Genomic DNA, 16771 nt, shown 5'->3' with positions numbered 1-16771 from the left:
AGATAAAAAGCCGTTAAGGTCGTAATTACTACATCTATTGTTAAAAATAGCAGTACAATTACCTCCTTAAACGGCCCATCTTTTCATCTATAGAGACGCGATCAATGACAGACTCACCGACCAAACGAGACTTCAGCAAAGCGATCAGTGATACCAACAAGGTATTTTTAAACGAGAATAACGCTGAGCAACAGCTGGTTAAAGTCGGTTTTATTCTGCAGAAAAACTTCTCGATGGTGGCCTTTACTGGCGCGGTCGATGTGCTGGTAACCGCCAATCTCGTACTGCCGGGGCAGCGCTTTGATTATATGACCCTCGGGATCGATTCCCGTATGGTCACCAGTGATCTAGGTATCGATATCGCCACCGGCGGCACCATTGAAACCCTGCCTATTCAACATCGTAATGAGTTGGACATACTGGTTGTCTGCGGCGGTTTTCGCTGTTCACTGGCCCCTAATGCCAAACTCACCACCTGTCTAAGAGCGGCGGATAAATTGGGGATCACCTTGGCGGGCCTATGGAACGGCGCCATTCCGCTGGCCCATGCCGACCTAATGGCACAACAAGAGTGTGCCGCCCATCCAGACAACCATGCTTATATGCGCGAACAGTTCCCTAACACCAAGGTGTCCGACAAAACGCTGGTGATTGGTGAAAAACGCGCCACCTGTGCCGGCCCCGTGAGCGCCCTAGAGATGATGCTGAAACTGATTGCTCAACGGCAGGGTAATGACATTGTTCGCGCCGTAAGAGAGATCTTAAGCTGCGATCAGGTTGCTGAAAATCAAGAATCGATTCCGTTACAGGTCGGTGATAACCCAACCTTTCCGGAAACGCTACGCAACATCATGGTATTGATGCGTAATAATATCGAAGAGCCTCTCAGCCTTGAAGAACTGGCTGATTGTATCGATATCTCCCGCCGCCAGATGGAGCGCTTGTTTCAGACTCACCTAGAGACAAGCCCATCACGCTATTACCTAGAGCTGCGTATCACTCACGCCCGCCGCCTGCTACTCCAAAGCAACGAGAGTATCACCAATGTCTCGCTCGCCTGTGGTTTCGTCAGTACCAGCCATTTCAGCAACTGCTTTAAAGATTACTTTGGTTTGTCACCCAGCGCCGTCCGACAAAAACAACATAACTAGCCCTCACTAAGAGATATCGCCGCCTTGAGTATCAACGTTAGCTTTATACTGTTACCAGGGTTTGCCCTCACCTCTTTTTCGCTCGCAATTGAAGCGCTGAGTGTGGCGAATTTACTCCGTGGCGAAGCCCTGTATCACTACAGCATCTGCTCACCGGAAGAGAGTCTTCAGCAGCATATTCTTAGTTCTAATGGTGTGCCTGTGACAATGACAGCTACTCTCGATAGCTGTCATCATAGCGAATTAGTATTGATTGCCGGCTATCAACATTGCGCCCGCTATCACAACCAAGCGCTAACCCTCCTGCTCAAACAATTAAACCGACAGGGTCGTCGAATTGTCTCGTTGAGTAGCGCCAGCTTTATTCTTGCAAAATGTGGTTTATTACAAGGTAAGAGTTGCACCTTAGTGCCTGAACATTTGAACATTTTTGCTGAGCTTTACCCACAGATTGCTCTGCAGGAAAACCTATATACCGTCACCGATAACATTTTCACCAGTGCCGGTGGCACTGCCACTCTCGATCTGATGCTCTACCTTATCGGGCAAGATCAGGGGCGCGATTTTATTTATCAAGTCTCGCAGCAATTTATGCAAGAAAGAATCCGTAGTAGTGCTGAGATGCAGACCACTTGCCAGCAAGTCAGCTTGCGAATTAAATCACCCTGCTTAGGGGCGGCGGTCGAACTCATGAAGAAACACCTAGACCGCCCCTACCCCATTGCGACATTGGCCAAGCGGATAGGCACAACACAGCGCAATTTAGAAATGGTGTTTCAAAAATATGAACAGACAACCCCTGGCCGTTACTATGTTCAGCTGCGTTTACAGCAAGCCAAACAGTTACTGGAAGAAAGCCATCTGAATCTCAGTGCCATTGCTCAGGCCACCGGATTCAGTTCACAAAGCCACTTTGGCAAATGTTTTAAAGAGCGCTACGGTTGTTCCCCCTCGGCCCTCAGAAAACATTAATTTCTCGTTTTAACACGCTATATTTTCGCTTTGGTGATAGTCCGAAAAGCCCCTAATCACAGACACTACCTCCTACAACAGCAATAACTAAACCGTCTTATTTAGGGGTGATATCATGTCTACTACCGCTGCAGTTCAAATGGATCCAAGACTACAAAGTAAAACCACGACCTTCAACGAAATACCGGTCATCGATATAGCACCTCTGATCGATGGGAGTAACCCTCAGCAAGTCGCCAAAGAGCTGGCCTTTGTCTGTGAGCATATCGGTTTCCTCTATATCAAAAATCACGGTATCGATAAGCAACTCATCTCACAGATGTATGCACAAACAAAAGCTTTCTTTGATCGACCCATGGAAGAGAAACAGAAACTCAATATTATTCATTCAGGGCCAACATTGCGCGGCTACATTCCCATGTATGGCGAAAATGTAGACCCAGACAATACTCGTGATTATAAGGAAGTCTTTGATTTTGGCCTGCACGAGCATGAGGTTTCGCCCTTCTTCGGCCCAAACCTGATGCCCGCAAATGACCCCGATGGTTTTCGTATCATCACCGAACAATACCATCAAGCTATGATGACGCTAGGACGTACCTTAGTCAGCGGTATCGCGTTAAGCCTAGGACTACCGGCTGATTATTTTGAAAAGCTACAACAAAACCCCATCACCATTCAACGCTTACTCCACTACCCACCGCAGACAGGCGCAGTGAGTCAGCGTGAAATTGGTATCGGTGCACATACCGATTATGGTTTTCTCACCATACTGTCGCAGGATAATGTTGGCGGACTTCAAGTACAGAATGCTCATGGCGAATGGATCAGTGCGCCCCCGATCGATGATACCTTTATTGTTAATATCGGTGATTTAGTGCAAACCTTCACCAATAATCGTTATGTCTCGACGCTTCACCGCGTCATCAATACTAGTGGTCAAGAACGTTATTCGATCCCCTTCTTTATGGATCTGGATTTCGATGCCGAAGTGAAAGTGATTGATCAATGTCAGGGGGTAGATAACCCACCACGCTATCAACCCTATACCTGTGGACAACATAAGTACCGCCGCTTTGTTGATAGCTATGAACACCTTAATGACTATCAAGCGCACTGATCGATAGGCATAAAGCAGGGCCGCTCCGCTTTTTAAGCGGACTCGCCCAACGTTGACGTGAGCCAAGCGATGGTCGAGCGGCTCACATCTCAAATCATTAGCATCGATCACTCCAGAGTTAAAATACAACTTCCAGACTCTCTATCCCTTATCGATAAGCCATCCAGATAAACCGTCCAGATAACCCTCTCATTGAGACTGACGATTAAGCCCGAATGTTAACGCCAAAGCATTCAGCAACGTCTTCGCCCAGATATTCAACGATATGTCGCAGCTAAAAACCGTCAAACGACATGAATCAGAAACGACATACTTTCTAATGGTCAATTTACCGGCATGAAATCACTGCCCGTTCACGTCAAAGAAATATCTTTTTACGACAGACTGACAATCAAAGCAAAAAATCAACCTTAAATTTAAAATAATAATAATCATTTAAAATCAACAGTTTATAAAGTTTTTTATGGAAAATCAGTCCACTTAAAAATCAAAAACGGCTTATTCAATAAATTTAAGTTCTAAAAACGACATGTTTCACTTTTGACATTTGCTCAAGAAATAGCCAGTATTATTTTTAATTAAACGATCAATCAATAAAAAATTGCCAAATAAGCTGACCTGTTAAGTTCAGCGACTGCCGCTTTAAGCTGCACCTTAATGCTTGGCAACGATTGAATATAAATAGCGAAGCCTGATCATTCCAACATCAATGTCAGGCAGCAAAAGAAGTGAGACAAACACCTATGCAAACAGCGCTCTATATTAACGGCCAGTATCAAGATGCCACCTCAGGTGAGACCTTTACCAGCGTCAACCCGGCTACCGGAGAGGTGCTTGCGGAAGTACAACAAGCGTCTTTAGCTGATGTCGATCTAGCGGTCGCAGCGGCTAACGCGGGCTTTAAAGTCTGGTCTTCCATGAGTGGCGCTGAACGGGGACGAATTCTGATGCGCGCGGTGGCTATTCTGCGCGAACGTAACGATGAACTCGCCATGCTAGAAGTATTGGATACCGGCAAACCGCTACAAGAAGCCAACTGCGTCGATATCGTCACCGGTGCCGATGTGATCGAATATTATGCAGGGCTGGCCGCTACCATTCATGGACAACAACAAGACCTCGGCGGCACAAACTTTTTCTATAGCCGTCGTGAACCTTTAGGTATCTGTGCCGGTATCGGTGCCTGGAATTATCCGATTCAGATTGCGATGTGGAAATCCGGCCCCGCGCTGGCCGCTGGTAACTGCATGATATTCAAGCCTTCCGAAGAAACACCATTAAGCGTACTTAAACTAGCCGAAATATTTACTGAAGCCGGACTTCCCGATGGCGTTTTCAATGTGGTGCAGGGTGATTATCGCGTCGGTCAGGCGCTCTCCCGTCATCCGGACATCGCCAAAGTATCTTTCACCGGCGAATGCGGTACCGGTAAGAAGGTCATGGCCGATGCGGCTGGGACGCTGAAAGAGGTCACCATGGAACTCGGCGGCAAATCACCCTTGATTGTGTTCGCTGATGCCGATATTGATAACGCCGTTGGCGGAGCCATGCTGGCAAATTTTTACACTCAAGGAGAAGTGTGCACCAACGGCACTCGAGTGTTTGTCCATGACAGCGTCTACGATGAATTTGTAAGCAAAGTGGTTGAACGCACCGAACGCATGGTGATTGGCGACCCAACCAATCTAGACACTCAGGTAGGCGCGCTGATCTCAGAGAATCATATGGAAAAAGTGCTCGGATTTATCGATGCAGCCAAAGCCGCCGGTGCTCGCTTGGTTTGTGGTGGTGAACGCGTCACTGAAGACGGCCTGACTAACGGCTTTTTTGTCAAACCCACCGTGTTTGCCGACTGCACCGATGAGATGCCAAATGTACAAGAAGAGATCTTTGGGCCAGTCATGTCGATCCTGCGGTTTAGCCATGAAGATGAGGTTATCGAGCGCGCCAATGATACTGAATATGGCCTCGCCGCGGGGGTTTTCTCCACTAACTTTTCCCGTGCTCACCGTGTGATTGCACGCCTTCAAGCCGGTATCTGTTGGATCAATACTTGGGGCGCATCTCCCGCTGAGATGCCCGTCGGTGGCTATAAACAGTCTGGGGTTGGCCGAGAAAATGGGATCGAGACGCTCAATCATTACACCCAAGTGAAGAGCGTGTATGTCGAACTTGGGGATGTGGAATGCCCCTATCAATAACAGCAATAGCTAAATCGCCCCTAGTAGCCTATTGATGAAGCGCTGTCACATGATGGTGGTAAACAAATAGGCAATTATATTCAGTTCATGAGTAAGCGGTAGCAGTATGACGAACACAAAACAGTATGATTACATCATCGTTGGCGCAGGTTCTGCGGGCTGCGTTCTCGCCAACCGACTCACCGAGAGTGGCCAACACAACGTGCTGATTCTTGAAGCCGGCGGCAGTGATAAAAGCATCTTTATTCAAATGCCCACCGCCCTATCCTACCCGATGAATACGCCCAAATACGCTTGGCAGTTTCATAGCGAAAAGGAGCCTTACTTAGATGGCCGCTCAATGCACTGCCCGCGGGGTAAAGTGCTGGGCGGTGGCTCATCGATTAATGGCATGGTGTATGTTCGAGGTCATGCCTGTGATTTCGATGAGTGGGAAGCACAGGGTGCCACTGGCTGGGGCTATCAACAGTGCCTGCCCTACTTCAAAAAAGCGGAAAGCTGGGATCATGGTGGTGATCAATACCGCGGCAATAGCGGCCCATTAACCACCTGCGGTGGTAATGATATGCAGCTCAACCCGCTCTATCAGGCATTCATTAATGCTGGCGAAGACGCCGGTTACCCCACCACCGATGATTATAACGGTTACCGTCAAGAAGGCTTTGGCACCATGCACATGACCGTTAAAAACGGTGTGCGAGCATCCACCTCAAATGCTTACCTGCGTGATGCTATGAAACGTAGCAATCTAACCCTGATCAGTGGTGTACTCACCCGTAAAGTGGTGTTGGATGGTAAGCGTGCTAGCGCCGTTGAGTATGAGCAAAACGGCCAGATCACGGTCGCAACGGCGGCTAAAGAGGTTATTCTGGCGGCCGGCTCTGTCGGCTCGCCGCAACTACTACAACTCTCGGGTATTGGTCCTGAAAAGGTGCTGCAGGACGCGGGTGTCGACGTGATCCAAAATTTACCCGGTGTGGGTGAAAACCTGCAGGACCATTTGGAAGTTTATTTTCAGTATCATTGCCAACAACCGATCACTCTGAACGGTAAACTCGACTTTTTCAACAAAGGCCTGATTGGCGCTCGCTGGATGCTATTTAAGGATGGCCTCGGCGCAACCAATCACTTTGAATCCTGTGGTTTTATTCGTTCAAGAGCTGGCTTGAAATGGCCCAATATTCAATATCATTTCCTACCCGCGGCCATGCGATACGATGGCGGTAAAGCGATCGAGGGACACGGTTTTCAAGTGCATGTCGGCCCCAATAAGCCTGAAAGTCGGGGTCATATCCGCATTCAATCAGCCAACCCTAAAGCAGCACCCAGTATTCTATTTAACTACATCAGCACGCCACAGGATAAACAGGACTGGCGCGATACGATCCGTCTCACGCGGGAACTACTGAATCAACCCGCCATGGATGCTTATCGCGGCGAAGAGATTCAGCCCGGCACTGACATTGAATCCGATGAAGCAATCGATCAGTGGGTGCGTGAAAATGTAGAGAGCGCCTATCACCCATCCTGTAGCTGTAAGATGGGCGCAGACAACGACCCTATGGCGGTACTGGATAACCAGTGTAAAGTTAGAGGTATCGATGCACTGCGGGTGGTTGATTCATCTATTTTCCCAACGATCCCTAATGGCAACCTTAATGCCCCGACCATTATGGTGGCCGAAAAAGCAGCCGACTTGATTCTAGGTCAGCAGCCATTACCTGCGGAGCATGTCGATGTCTGGATTGATGAAGAATGGCAAAGCCGTCAACGTTTAGGTCATGCTAAGCGCCCGCTGATAAACGATAATTAAGTGATTCGATACCGGCAGAACCCTGTTCTGCCCTGCTGCACAGAAATCGTTGCAGCACTAAAAAAACGCCACAGAAGAGAAAACTAGCGCATCTAATTTAATGACAACAAAGGTATTCACGCATGAATGTACAACGGAAAAACACCAGTTCAACACCGATGCTTAACCGCTTCACTCGCGTATTAGGGCTTACCGTCGTCAGCCTAACAGCTTCCACCGCCTTTGCCGGACAATGCGATAACATTCGTTTTTCAGATGTTGGTTGGACCGACATCACCGCCACCACCGCCGTCGCCAGCGAGGTTGTTACTGGCCTAGGTTACACACCCTCGACCCAACTGTTGTCCGTACCCGTCACCTATACATCGTTAGCCAATGGCGATATCGATGTCTTTCTGGGTAACTGGATGCCCACCATGGAAGCAGATATCGCTAGCTACCGTGAAGCAGGCACCGTTGAAACCGTTCGCGCTAACCTAGAAGGCGCAAAATATACGCTGGCCGTGCCTAAATACGCCTATGACGCGGGCTTAAAAAGTTTTGCTGATATTGCAAAATTTAAAGATCAACTGAAAGGCCGAATCTACGGTATCGAGCCTGGCAATGACGGCAACCGCCTGATTCAAGGGATGATCGATGAAAATGCATTCGACTTAAAAGGTTTCAAACTCGTTGAATCCAGCGAAGCGGGCATGATCTCTCAGGTCAGCCGTTCGGCAAAGCGTGAGCAATGGGTTGTCTTCCTCGGCTGGGCACCACACCCGATGAACGCCAATATCGATATGGAATACCTCTCCGGCGGCGATGATGTTTTTGGCCCGAACTACGGTGGCGCCAACATTTACACCAATGTTCGACAAAACTACACCCAAGAATGCCCGAATGTCGGCCATCTCCTGAAAAACCTGTCATTTAGCTTAGAAATGGAAAACCAAATTATGGGTTCTATTTTGGATGATGGTATGAAGCCTGCTGCCGCAGCCCGTGCTTGGTTAAAAACCCATCCTGAAGTACTAAACAACTGGCTTGACGGTGTCACTACACTGGATGGCAAGGATGCATTACCTGCTGTGCGTCAATATTTAGAACTTTAGTACGCTAGGCCTTCAACACCTGCAACACTCTTCAAGCGCTATCGGATTAGCCAAGTATCAACATACTTAATTCGATAACGAGGTGATCTTTACCCGCCGATATTCACAACGCTAACCTGAATATCGGCAACCCAACTATAAAAAGGCAGTCGTATGAACTGGATTACAGAACATAAAATCCCATTGGGTAGCTGGATGGAAGCTTTTGTCGATTGGCTAACATTTAATGCGGCGGGATTCTTTGATGCGATATCAATCTCCCTCGAGTGGTTGATCCTCTCCGTGGTCGATATTTTTCAATGGTTTCCACCCTATGTGCCGATGATAATGGCGGCAGCAGTTGCTTGGGCTCTGCACCGCAGTATTCCACTGGTCATCTTTGTCGTCGTTGCGCTGCTATTAATCTTGAACTTAGGCTATTGGCAGGAGATGCTGGAAACCTTTGTGCTGGTACTAACCGCCACCACTATCTCGGTGGTTGTCGGTATCCCGATCGGTATTCTGGCGGCTCACAAGCCACGACTCTATACCTACCTGCGCCCCATACTGGATATGATGCAGACCATTCCCACCTTTGTTTATCTGATTCCTACCTTGGTGCTGTTTGGTTTAGGTGTGGTCCCCGGTCTTATCTCAACCATTATATTTGCCATTGCGGCCCCTATTCGCCTGACCTATTTAGGCATTAGCAAAGTACCAGATGAGCTTATCGAAGCCGGTAAAGCCTTTGGTGCAACCCCTTCCAAACTACTTTTTAAGGTTGAACTGCCAGCGGCGATGCCGAGTATTATGGCGGGCATCACCCAATGCATCATGCTGTCGTTATCGATGGTGGTTATTTCCGCCCTGGTTGGTGCTGATGGTCTCGGCAAACCGGTGATCCGTGCACTCAACACCGTGAATATCTCTCAGGGTTTTGAGGCAGGCTTAGCCATTGTCCTCGTCGCTATCATTCTCGATCGTATCTTCAAAAATCCAGGTTCTAAAGAGGAAGGTTAAACATGTCGGCTATCAGTATTCGTAATTTAGATGTGGTATTCGGTGACAGTGTCGAAACCAGCCTAACGCTACTGGATCAGGGTAAAACCCGTCAGGAGATTATCGATCTAACAGGCAGCGTTGTCGGCGTCCATAACGCCAACATTGAGGTCGCTGAAGGCGAAATCTGTGTCCTGATGGGCCTTTCTGGCTCAGGTAAATCGAGTCTCTTACGGGCCGTCAACGGATTAAACCCCGTTAGCCGCGGTGAGCTGTTAGTACAAGATGGCGATCAGATGGTCGATATCGGCTCCTGCGATGAAGCCACCCTGCGACATATGCGTACTCAGCGTATCTCGATGGTGTTTCAAAGCTTCGCCCTCATGCCTTGGTTAACGGTGCTAGATAACGTCGCCTTTGGTTTGGAGATGCAAGGCATCGGTAAACAGGAACGTCGTGCCAAGGCGATGGAAAAATTAGAAATGGTTGGGCTACATGAGTGGAGCGACAAGTACGCGCACGAGTTGTCCGGCGGTATGCAGCAGCGGGTTGGTCTTGCCCGAGCCTTCGCTATGGACAGTGATATATTGCTCATGGATGAACCATTTTCGGCACTCGACCCGCTGATTCGTAGCCAACTGCAAGATGAGCTGATTGAACTTCAGCAACGGCTCAATAAAACGATTCTATTCGTGAGCCACGACCTAGATGAAGCGCTAAAGATCGGTACGAATATCGCCATTATGGAATCGGCTGAAATCATTCAACACGGTAAACCCGAAGATATTGTACTGAATCCCGTCAATACCTATGTTGAAAACTTTGTCGCGCATACCAACCCGCTCAATGTATTGAAAGGCCGTTCACTGATGACCGAAACGGCTCAATTAGCACGTGATGACGGTATGCTCATCGTTAATCCTAATGACAACACCCGTATCAGTCTCGATGCCTCAGGTCAGGTTATATCGGCTAGCCGCCAAGATAAGCCTCTAGCACTACATCACTGGCAGGAGGGTGAAAATATAGACGCCCTAGCAGAAGGCAGTCTTGTTACCGCATCACCCGATATATCAATGCGGGCTGCGATCGAGATTCGCTATAACACTGGGCTTCCCGTATTGCTAACCGAGAACGAAAGTCTTGTGGGCGTGCTATCCGATAAAGATTTATATCATGCCCTCTTAGGCAAGCACTTTACTTCTGACGCTGAAGTAACCAGCAGCTAATACTGATCGCTAGAGCTGAAATCTGAATAGGTAAACCGCTCTTTTTCATGACCCTATTTATGCACTACCTGATTTATCAGGTAGCGGCAAAACTCACCCTAAATTAGGGCAAACACTCAGAAACATAACGAGTACACACAAGCCAATATCGGAGATTCAACATGTTAAAAAAAATTGCCCTCACGTCCTTAATGGCAACATCCGTCAGCTTCGCACTACAGGCTCATGCTGAGGTGTCTGCCACCGTTTCACTGGTATCTGATTACGTCTACAACGGCGTCAGGAACACCGATGGCGATGCCACCTTTCAGGGTAGTGTCGATTGGTATAACGATGCCGGTTTTTATGTCGGTGCCTGGGCTTCAGGTCTAGATGAAGTCGGTTACAGCAATGCCGAAGTCGAGATCGATTATTATGCCGGTTACGCTGGCAGCATCAATGACGACTTTGGTTATGATATCGGGTATGCCTATTATACTTACCCAGGCGCCGATGATACGGCTGGAGAATACGATTACGGCGAACTCTATGGCGCCATCACCTACAAACAAAACACCACCGCGAAAGTACTCTATTCTGATGATTACTTCGGTGAAGTTGGCAACTCAGTAGTGCTGACCCTGAGCCATACCATCAACCTGCCTGAGGATTTTGCACTAACACTAGAAGCTTCTCACACCAAGTTATTAGAAGACGGTGGCGATAACTACTTTGGCTCTGATATCGATGATGATTCTTATAATCATTGGGGTATCTCTGTCGCTAAAAGTCTAGCAGGATTTGACCTCGCACTAGGTTATACCGACACGGATATCGAAGATAACTACTGGGGTGACATCGCTGATGCACGGGCAGTATTGAGTGTCAGCCGCACCTTTGAATAAATCCATGCGGAGCTAGGTTTACATAAAAACCAAGGAGATAAAGTGGCACTCCCCTTCACACTTTATCACCGTCAAAAAGCCCCAGTTTAATTAAGCTGGGGCTTTTTATATTCACGCGGCAATCAATACAGTTTTATTCATCTAAAGATAAAAACCACAATAAAGATTAAGCCAACTGACGTGTCAAATAGTCAGAAATCATTCTCTGGGCCAGCTCAGCATTAATCCCCTCCGGCGATAATGCGCCTCGCAACCAGATACCATCGATCAATGCCGCAATCCCCTGGGCAACAAACACGGCTTGCTTTGCAGGCAATAACTTTTTTAGCTCTAATTGCAGATATGACAGTAGACGCTTTTCATTCACGCGCTGCAAGCGAAATAGTGTTTCATCGTGCATCGATTGAGACCAAAACGCTAACCACGTTTTAACGACTTTACTGTCCATCTGATCAGACGAAAAATTACCGCCGACAATTGCATGAATGCGTAACACCGGATCGTCTGGACCGGCCTTCTGCAAACGGCTTTTCACTCCTTCAGATAACTGCTTTAAAACCGAGCGCATCGTCGCCTCAAGCAAGCCACCTTTACCCCCAAAATAATGATTAATGATAGCGGGAGAAACTCCCGCATAACGACTAATCATCACCACACTGGCTTTCTGCAAACCAACCGCATTGATCGCTTCCATCGTCGCGTTAATTAACTGCGGCTTCCTAATTTCAGGCATTCCAACTTTAGGCATTCATCCAGGTCCATGTACTTAAATAAGCGTTTAATTAAAAATGCGCTTCTGTCCCGAAACTGTCAACCCCAACCTCAGATGGTTAGCCTAAAATGCCTAAAAATAATCAATCATTTATCGAATAACACCTCTACAGAAGCATTGATATCAACGCTTTATTCAAATTACGAGACGAAGAAACTAGATTAAGGCTGACGTGGCGGCAGCAATTTTTTAACCTGCGCCTGTTCCGCTGCGCTAAGCTCACCATAGGGTTTCAGATAGGGCCAGCCATAGCCCCAGCGAAACTCGGTGGGCCAAAAAGGGCTACCGCCGACTCGCACTCCCGCTAGCATTAAGGCGGCTATCTCAGGCTCTCCCACCCCGGCAACACAGGCTTTTAATTCATTATCTGCCTCCAAGCGTTGCTGATAGGTACCCCCTTGCCAATACGCTAAATCATGCTGTTCACAACAGGAAAGCCAAAGGCTGTTTTGTGCCCGTGTGCCGTTTGGAAACGAGCTACAACCATCACTGGTAAAAGGTTTGAGCTCTTCGTTGCTCGAACAACCCGATAACACCCCGATTAATCCCAAGACTAGCAGATACCTCATCCCCACAATCTCCTGTTATTAAAATAAGGTCGCTGTCATTCACGTATCAATAAGCATAGCCCTATTGAAGCATGACTCACACTTAATTGACTATTTTTTGAGCAATCATGGGAATCTTTTCTATACTGCGATATCACAGTATTAACAACCCACGGGAGATAACAATGAAAGCCCTGCGTCAACGCAATACGCCCAAACCACCTGCCGCCCATGAAAGCCATGAATCCATCCGTCAACAAACCCGTCAATTCCTGCAACAGGGCGGCAAGGTCACCGAAATACCATCAGGCTTTAGCGGCATCCCTCGGCTGCAGGGAGCACACCAAAAAAACGCTAACAACCATTAAATATAGCGGCGTGGTTTAATCCGTCAGCTTTGCCTGCAACGCTGCGACGGTAGCTTCCAGTGCTGCGATACGCTGTTCCAATGAGTGAATCGTCTCCTGACTGATACGCGGTGTTGCTGTGTCTTGCGAAGCGGCGCTGTATTCCGAAGCATCGGCGGCCTCAACCTCACCACTCAACAGATGAGCATAACGAGATTCTCGCTTACCCGCTTCTCGGGGCATCCGCACGACGAGAGGAAGCTCGTCCCGTTGACTCATGGCTTGTAGCACGGTTTCGGTTTCATGCACATCGCGAAAGCTGCATAAACGATGCGTGCGGCTACGCAGTTCTCCAGGCGTTTGTGGGCCTCGCAGAAACAGCGTACAGATAATCGCTAGCTCTTGCTCACTCAGTTTTAATTCAGAAAATTCGGTATTACAAAAGCGGTGTTTATATTTAGCGACCCGACTACCAAAGCCACTCTCTTCACGTATCAGGCGTTTCTGAGTTAACTCATCAATCACCGTCTGCACTTCGGTATCCGATAGCTCCATCACGGGATCACGGTTACTCTTCTGATTACAGGCCGTGGTTAAAGCATTAAGGGTGAGAGGGTACTGATCCGGTGTGGTTTTCTCTTTCTCAATCAAACAACCAATCACGCGGGTTTGCAACAGACTCAGATGCATATCCATGTTCCAGCCTCTTAGAATAAATTATTAACGCTTTCATAAGGTTACCCTATTTTCAGGAAATGGCATCCTAATTATTTAGTCAACTCAACTTTTCGCTGACGGGGTTAACTGGCGATTTCAATCGCTCACTCCTAGACTGATTATCCAACGTTAATAACGAGTCATAGACGATGAATCATGAAATACCACCACGTAACACCTTAGTGGAGGGGCTGTATATCGGCGAGCTTTCGACCATCGGCCCAAGCAACACCGCCAGCGGAATTTTTAAACAAGCGTCGGAGCGTTGTCATAAGATTAGTGAACTGGGCTTGAGTGGCGATATTCAGGTGGATAAACGTGTCCACGGTGGCTCGGAAAAAGCGATCTATCACTATCCGGCTGAACATTATGCCCTGCTGCAACAGGCGCTGCCGCATCTCAGTGGGATGTTTATACCCGGCTCTATCGGGGAAAATATATCGACCCATGGGTTACTGGATAGCGAGGTGCATATCGGTGATACCTTCCGCTTGGGTAGTGCGACTGTGCAGGTCTCTCAACCACGACGTCCCTGTTGGAAGGTCAATCATAAATATGGCAATGCCCATATCGCCGCCCTCATCATGTCGCAAGCGCTATCAGGCTGGTATTACCGAGTCTTAGAAGCTGGACAGCTGCGCCGTGGTGACCATATCGAGTTTCTCGATAGGCTAAATAACAGCATCCCAGTAGCTGAAATCTGGACGCTCTTTATGCAGCACTTAGATAAACAGGCGTGTCATCCTACTCACACCAAGGTTCCCGGCCTGTCGCATGAGTGGTGCTTTAATTGATGAGCATTAATTGATGAGCATTAAGTGATGAGCATTAAGTGATGAGCTTTACAACGCGCTTTAATGCTCGAGCTTTCGTTAACGTGCTAAACGGCCCCATCCTCCAACTGCTTCAACTTGCGATACAACGTGGCTCGGCTAATACCTAACTCCATGGCGGTTGCCGAGATATTGCCCTCATGCTGTTCCAACACTTGTTGAATCGTTAATAGCTCATTGGTTTTCAATGTCGCGCCATTGGCGCAGATGGCCGAGCCAGACGGCACCGATAAACCCTCACCACTTAGTTCTTCGAGAAAGTCATCACTTATATGACTGCTATCAATCTGTCGCTCATCAGGCTCCATAAAAGCGATCGCGACCCGTAACGTGGTTTCCAACTGTCGGATATTACCCGGCCAATGATAACTCAATAGTTGCGACATCATGGCAGAATCAATATCGATCTGACGGCCATCCGGCGTGAGTTGCTGCAAAAAATAGCGAATAAAGTCTTCTTTATCGGTGCGCTCACGAAACGCGGGAATACGCAGGCAAACGCCATTCAGGCGATAATAGAGATCTTCGCGAAACAGGCCTTCCGCCACTAAGGCTTTTAAATCGCGATGCGAGGCACAGATGACAGCGATATCCAATGCTATCTCATCACCGCCGCCCAAGGGCGAGATCGTCCGTTCCTGTAATACTCGTAATAATCTCGCTTGTAACGCTAAAGGCATATCGCCGATCTCATCGAGAAATAACGTGCCGCCTTGAGCCTGCTCCAGACGGCCTATCATGCCGCCTTTACGTGAACCGGTGAACGCGCCTTCGCGATAACCAAACAACTCAGACTCGATCAACCCTTCTGGAATCGATGCACAGTTAACCGCGACAAACGCCCCTTGATGACGTCGGCTATCGAGATGCAGTGACTTAGCCATCACCTCTTTACCAGTACCCGTTTCCCCTTGAATCAACACCGGCAGTTCATGAGACAAAGCTCGGCTACCCATGCGTACACCTTTCTGCAGACGAGGATCTTGGCCCGCCAATTCACTCAATGGTGGTGCATTCAACGCTGCCGAGGTCGGCTTATTACGGCTGATTTTAGGCGTGCTTTGTTGAGGGGCTTTATAACTCAGGGGAAAACTATTCGGAAAATGCAGTAATTCACAGTAAAAATCACCGCCTCGGGTGCGTAACTGACCTCGCCCCTTGCGGTGCAGATCAGTGAGCAACACTTCAGCACGAACCCCAAACAGCTCTTCGAGATTCCGTCCCACCAATTGTTCCCGTTTTCGGTTGAGCAACTGACAGATCTGCTCATTGGCCGCCTGTATATGGCCATCCAGTTCCAGTGCCAATAAACCCTGCCAAGACGAACGAAGGTATTCCGGCCTAGAATGCACACTCAACACAATATGCTGTTGAAATTGACCACTAAAAATACGGTTTTCAATCGACCTTATCGCTTGTTGTACCAAGCTCAGATTGGGCGGCAGATCACCGTTATCGGTTGGCGAAGTAAGATCCAGCACCCCGAGCAGCTCTCCTTTAGGATCAAAAATCGGCGCTGAACAGCAGGAAAGGTAGCCGATCGAATCAAGAAAGTGTTCGCTACCCTGAATCATCAAGGGAGAGCCGTTAACAATGGCGGTGCCGGGACCATTGGTGCCCCGTAACGCTTCCCCCCAATTCGCACCTGGCGCCAAAGCATAGCGCGTACTCGCATCGAGATGACGGGTTTCTCCTTTGATTTTAAGAATGGTCGCCGATTCATCGGTGAGCATCACGAAGCCGCCATCCGTCCTAAAGTACTCAACTAGCTGTTTAATTTCAGGGTGAGCCGCCTCAATTAGGCGACGATTTTTGTCTTTCAAATCGTCGATACAGTCTTTAGACAGGTTCTCAAAATCTAACGGGGCATCACAATTAAGCCCCGCATTGATGCAGCGCAACCAAGAATCTTCTATCTCACTGCGCAAAACACCACTGGGAACTTCCCCCTCTGCGACCAAGCGATGACGGGCCACCTTGACCGTCTGAAGAGAGTCGACTGAAGGTGTGGAAACTGCTGTTTTTTTCATTATTAGGACCACTCACCACTTCTAGACGTTAAACATTAACATAGACTAACTAATTTTTACCTCATCATTCCAGTCATAGCAA

15 protein-coding genes are annotated in these 16771 nt (G+C 48.2%); 11 read left to right on the top strand and 4 right to left on the bottom strand.

All coding sequences use genetic code 11. The features are described from left to right. The first annotated feature begins 104 nt into the window (after window positions 1-104). The 9 genes from Q4488_RS00745 to Q4488_RS00705 all read left to right on the top strand — a co-directional run bounded on the left by Q4488_RS00745 (window position 105) and on the right by Q4488_RS00705 (window position 11442). Entirely contained in the window at window positions 105-1151 is a 1047-nt protein-coding gene (locus Q4488_RS00745; RefSeq protein ID WP_303578528.1) for a GlxA family transcriptional regulator, read from the top strand. A 24-nt stretch (window positions 1152-1175) separates the two neighbouring features. After that, entirely contained in the window at window positions 1176-2123 is a 948-nt protein-coding gene (locus Q4488_RS00740) for a GlxA family transcriptional regulator (RefSeq protein ID WP_303578527.1), read from the top strand. A gap of 115 nt (window positions 2124-2238) precedes the next feature. Continuing rightward, window positions 2239-3243, top strand: coding sequence for an isopenicillin N synthase family oxygenase (locus Q4488_RS00735; protein ID WP_303578526.1), 1005 nt, complete (start codon window positions 2239-2241; stop codon window positions 3241-3243). 743 nt (window positions 3244-3986) lie between these two features. Next, window positions 3987-5444, top strand: coding sequence for a betaine-aldehyde dehydrogenase (gene betB, locus Q4488_RS00730; RefSeq protein WP_303578657.1), 1458 nt, complete (start codon window positions 3987-3989; stop codon window positions 5442-5444). Between the two features lie 106 nt (window positions 5445-5550). After that, on the top strand, window positions 5551-7257 hold the full coding sequence (gene betA, locus Q4488_RS00725) for a choline dehydrogenase (RefSeq protein ID WP_303578525.1): 1707 nt from the start codon (window positions 5551-5553) through the stop codon (window positions 7255-7257). Window positions 7258-7415: 158 nt separating this feature from the next. Continuing rightward, window positions 7416-8351: a choline ABC transporter substrate-binding protein gene (locus Q4488_RS00720; protein WP_303578656.1), complete on the top strand. Its 936-nt coding sequence runs from the start codon at window positions 7416-7418 to the stop codon at window positions 8349-8351. Window positions 8352-8504: 153 nt separating this feature from the next. Continuing rightward, window positions 8505-9350 (top strand): choline ABC transporter permease subunit, encoded by an 846-nt coding sequence (choW, locus tag Q4488_RS00715; protein ID WP_303578524.1) that lies wholly within the window; start codon window positions 8505-8507, stop codon window positions 9348-9350. Between the two features lie 2 nt (window positions 9351-9352). Then, window positions 9353-10558 (top strand): choline ABC transporter ATP-binding protein, encoded by a 1206-nt coding sequence (gene choV / locus Q4488_RS00710; RefSeq protein WP_303578523.1) that lies wholly within the window; start codon window positions 9353-9355, stop codon window positions 10556-10558. Between the two features lie 161 nt (window positions 10559-10719). Beyond that, window positions 10720-11442 (top strand): TorF family putative porin, encoded by a 723-nt coding sequence (locus Q4488_RS00705; protein ID WP_303578522.1) that lies wholly within the window; start codon window positions 10720-10722, stop codon window positions 11440-11442. A gap of 166 nt (window positions 11443-11608) precedes the next feature. Here the strand turns inward: Q4488_RS00705 and betI are convergent, their stop codons facing one another. Together betI and Q4488_RS00695 are read right to left on the bottom strand one after the other, a co-directional pair. After that, on the bottom strand, window positions 11609-12190 hold the full coding sequence (gene betI / locus Q4488_RS00700) for a transcriptional regulator BetI (RefSeq protein ID WP_303578521.1): 582 nt from the start codon (window positions 12188-12190) through the stop codon (window positions 11609-11611). A 185-nt stretch (window positions 12191-12375) separates the two neighbouring features. Continuing rightward, a complete protein-coding gene (locus tag Q4488_RS00695) occupies window positions 12376-12783 on the bottom strand; it encodes a hypothetical protein (protein WP_303578520.1) in 408 nt (135 codons plus the stop codon). A 164-nt stretch (window positions 12784-12947) separates the two neighbouring features. Between Q4488_RS00695 and Q4488_RS00690 the strand changes: the two genes are divergently transcribed. After that, the gene (locus Q4488_RS00690; protein WP_303578519.1) at window positions 12948-13130 is read left to right on the top strand and encodes a hypothetical protein; all 183 of its coding nucleotides are present in this window, start codon (window positions 12948-12950) and stop codon (window positions 13128-13130) included. 15 nt (window positions 13131-13145) lie between these two features. Here Q4488_RS00690 and Q4488_RS00685 read toward each other — a convergent pair whose 3' ends face one another. Further along, complete coding sequence (locus tag Q4488_RS00685; protein WP_303578518.1) at window positions 13146-13805, bottom strand: YceH family protein; 660 nt, start codon at window positions 13803-13805, stop codon at window positions 13146-13148. A 170-nt stretch (window positions 13806-13975) separates the two neighbouring features. Between Q4488_RS00685 and Q4488_RS00680 the strand changes: the two genes are divergently transcribed. Further along, window positions 13976-14620 carry an MOSC domain-containing protein gene (locus tag Q4488_RS00680; protein ID WP_303578517.1) on the top strand — a complete coding sequence of 215 codons (645 nt, stop codon included), beginning with the start codon at window positions 13976-13978 and terminating at the stop codon, window positions 14618-14620. A gap of 86 nt (window positions 14621-14706) precedes the next feature. On the opposite strand, the gene Q4488_RS00675 is transcribed toward Q4488_RS00680, so the two are convergent. Beyond that, window positions 14707-16689, bottom strand: coding sequence for a sigma-54-dependent Fis family transcriptional regulator (locus Q4488_RS00675; RefSeq protein ID WP_303578516.1), 1983 nt, complete (start codon window positions 16687-16689; stop codon window positions 14707-14709). Window positions 16690-16771: the final 82 nt, after the last annotated feature.

It is taken from the genome of Amphritea sp. 1_MG-2023, from assembly GCF_030547545.1.
In the GTDB taxonomy this organism is placed as follows: Bacteria; Pseudomonadota; Gammaproteobacteria; order Pseudomonadales; family Balneatricaceae; genus Amphritea.
Note: the sequence above shows the minus strand (reverse complement) of the source record. Positions and strands in the feature narration are given on the sequence as shown.

Bases quoted from the DNA above. Each gene is read 5' to 3' on its own strand.
- choV (WP_303578523.1), top strand. From the start codon at position 9,353: ATGTCGGCTATCAGTATTCGTAATTTAGATGTGGTATTCGGTGACAGT.
- Q4488_RS00720 (WP_303578656.1), top strand. From the start codon at position 7,416: ATGCTTAACCGCTTCACTCGCGTATTAGGGCTTACCGTCGTCAGCCTA.
- Q4488_RS00685 (WP_303578518.1), bottom strand. From the start codon at position 13,805: ATGGATATGCATCTGAGTCTGTTGCAAACCCGCGTGATTGGTTGTTTG.
- Q4488_RS00745 (WP_303578528.1), top strand. From the start codon at position 105: ATGACAGACTCACCGACCAAACGAGACTTCAGCAAAGCGATCAGTGAT.
- Q4488_RS00695 (WP_303578520.1), bottom strand. From the start codon at position 12,783: ATGAGGTATCTGCTAGTCTTGGGATTAATCGGGGTGTTATCGGGTTGT.
- Q4488_RS00690 (WP_303578519.1), top strand. From the start codon at position 12,948: ATGAAAGCCCTGCGTCAACGCAATACGCCCAAACCACCTGCCGCCCAT.
- Q4488_RS00735 (WP_303578526.1), top strand. From the start codon at position 2,239: ATGTCTACTACCGCTGCAGTTCAAATGGATCCAAGACTACAAAGTAAA.
- betI (WP_303578521.1), bottom strand. From the start codon at position 12,190: ATGCCTAAAGTTGGAATGCCTGAAATTAGGAAGCCGCAGTTAATTAAC.
- Q4488_RS00680 (WP_303578517.1), top strand. From the start codon at position 13,976: ATGAATCATGAAATACCACCACGTAACACCTTAGTGGAGGGGCTGTAT.
- choW (WP_303578524.1), top strand. From the start codon at position 8,505: ATGAACTGGATTACAGAACATAAAATCCCATTGGGTAGCTGGATGGAA.
- betA (WP_303578525.1), top strand. From the start codon at position 5,551: ATGACGAACACAAAACAGTATGATTACATCATCGTTGGCGCAGGTTCT.
- Q4488_RS00675 (WP_303578516.1), bottom strand. From the start codon at position 16,689: ATGAAAAAAACAGCAGTTTCCACACCTTCAGTCGACTCTCTTCAGACG.
- betB (WP_303578657.1), top strand. From the start codon at position 3,987: ATGCAAACAGCGCTCTATATTAACGGCCAGTATCAAGATGCCACCTCA.
- Q4488_RS00705 (WP_303578522.1), top strand. From the start codon at position 10,720: ATGTTAAAAAAAATTGCCCTCACGTCCTTAATGGCAACATCCGTCAGC.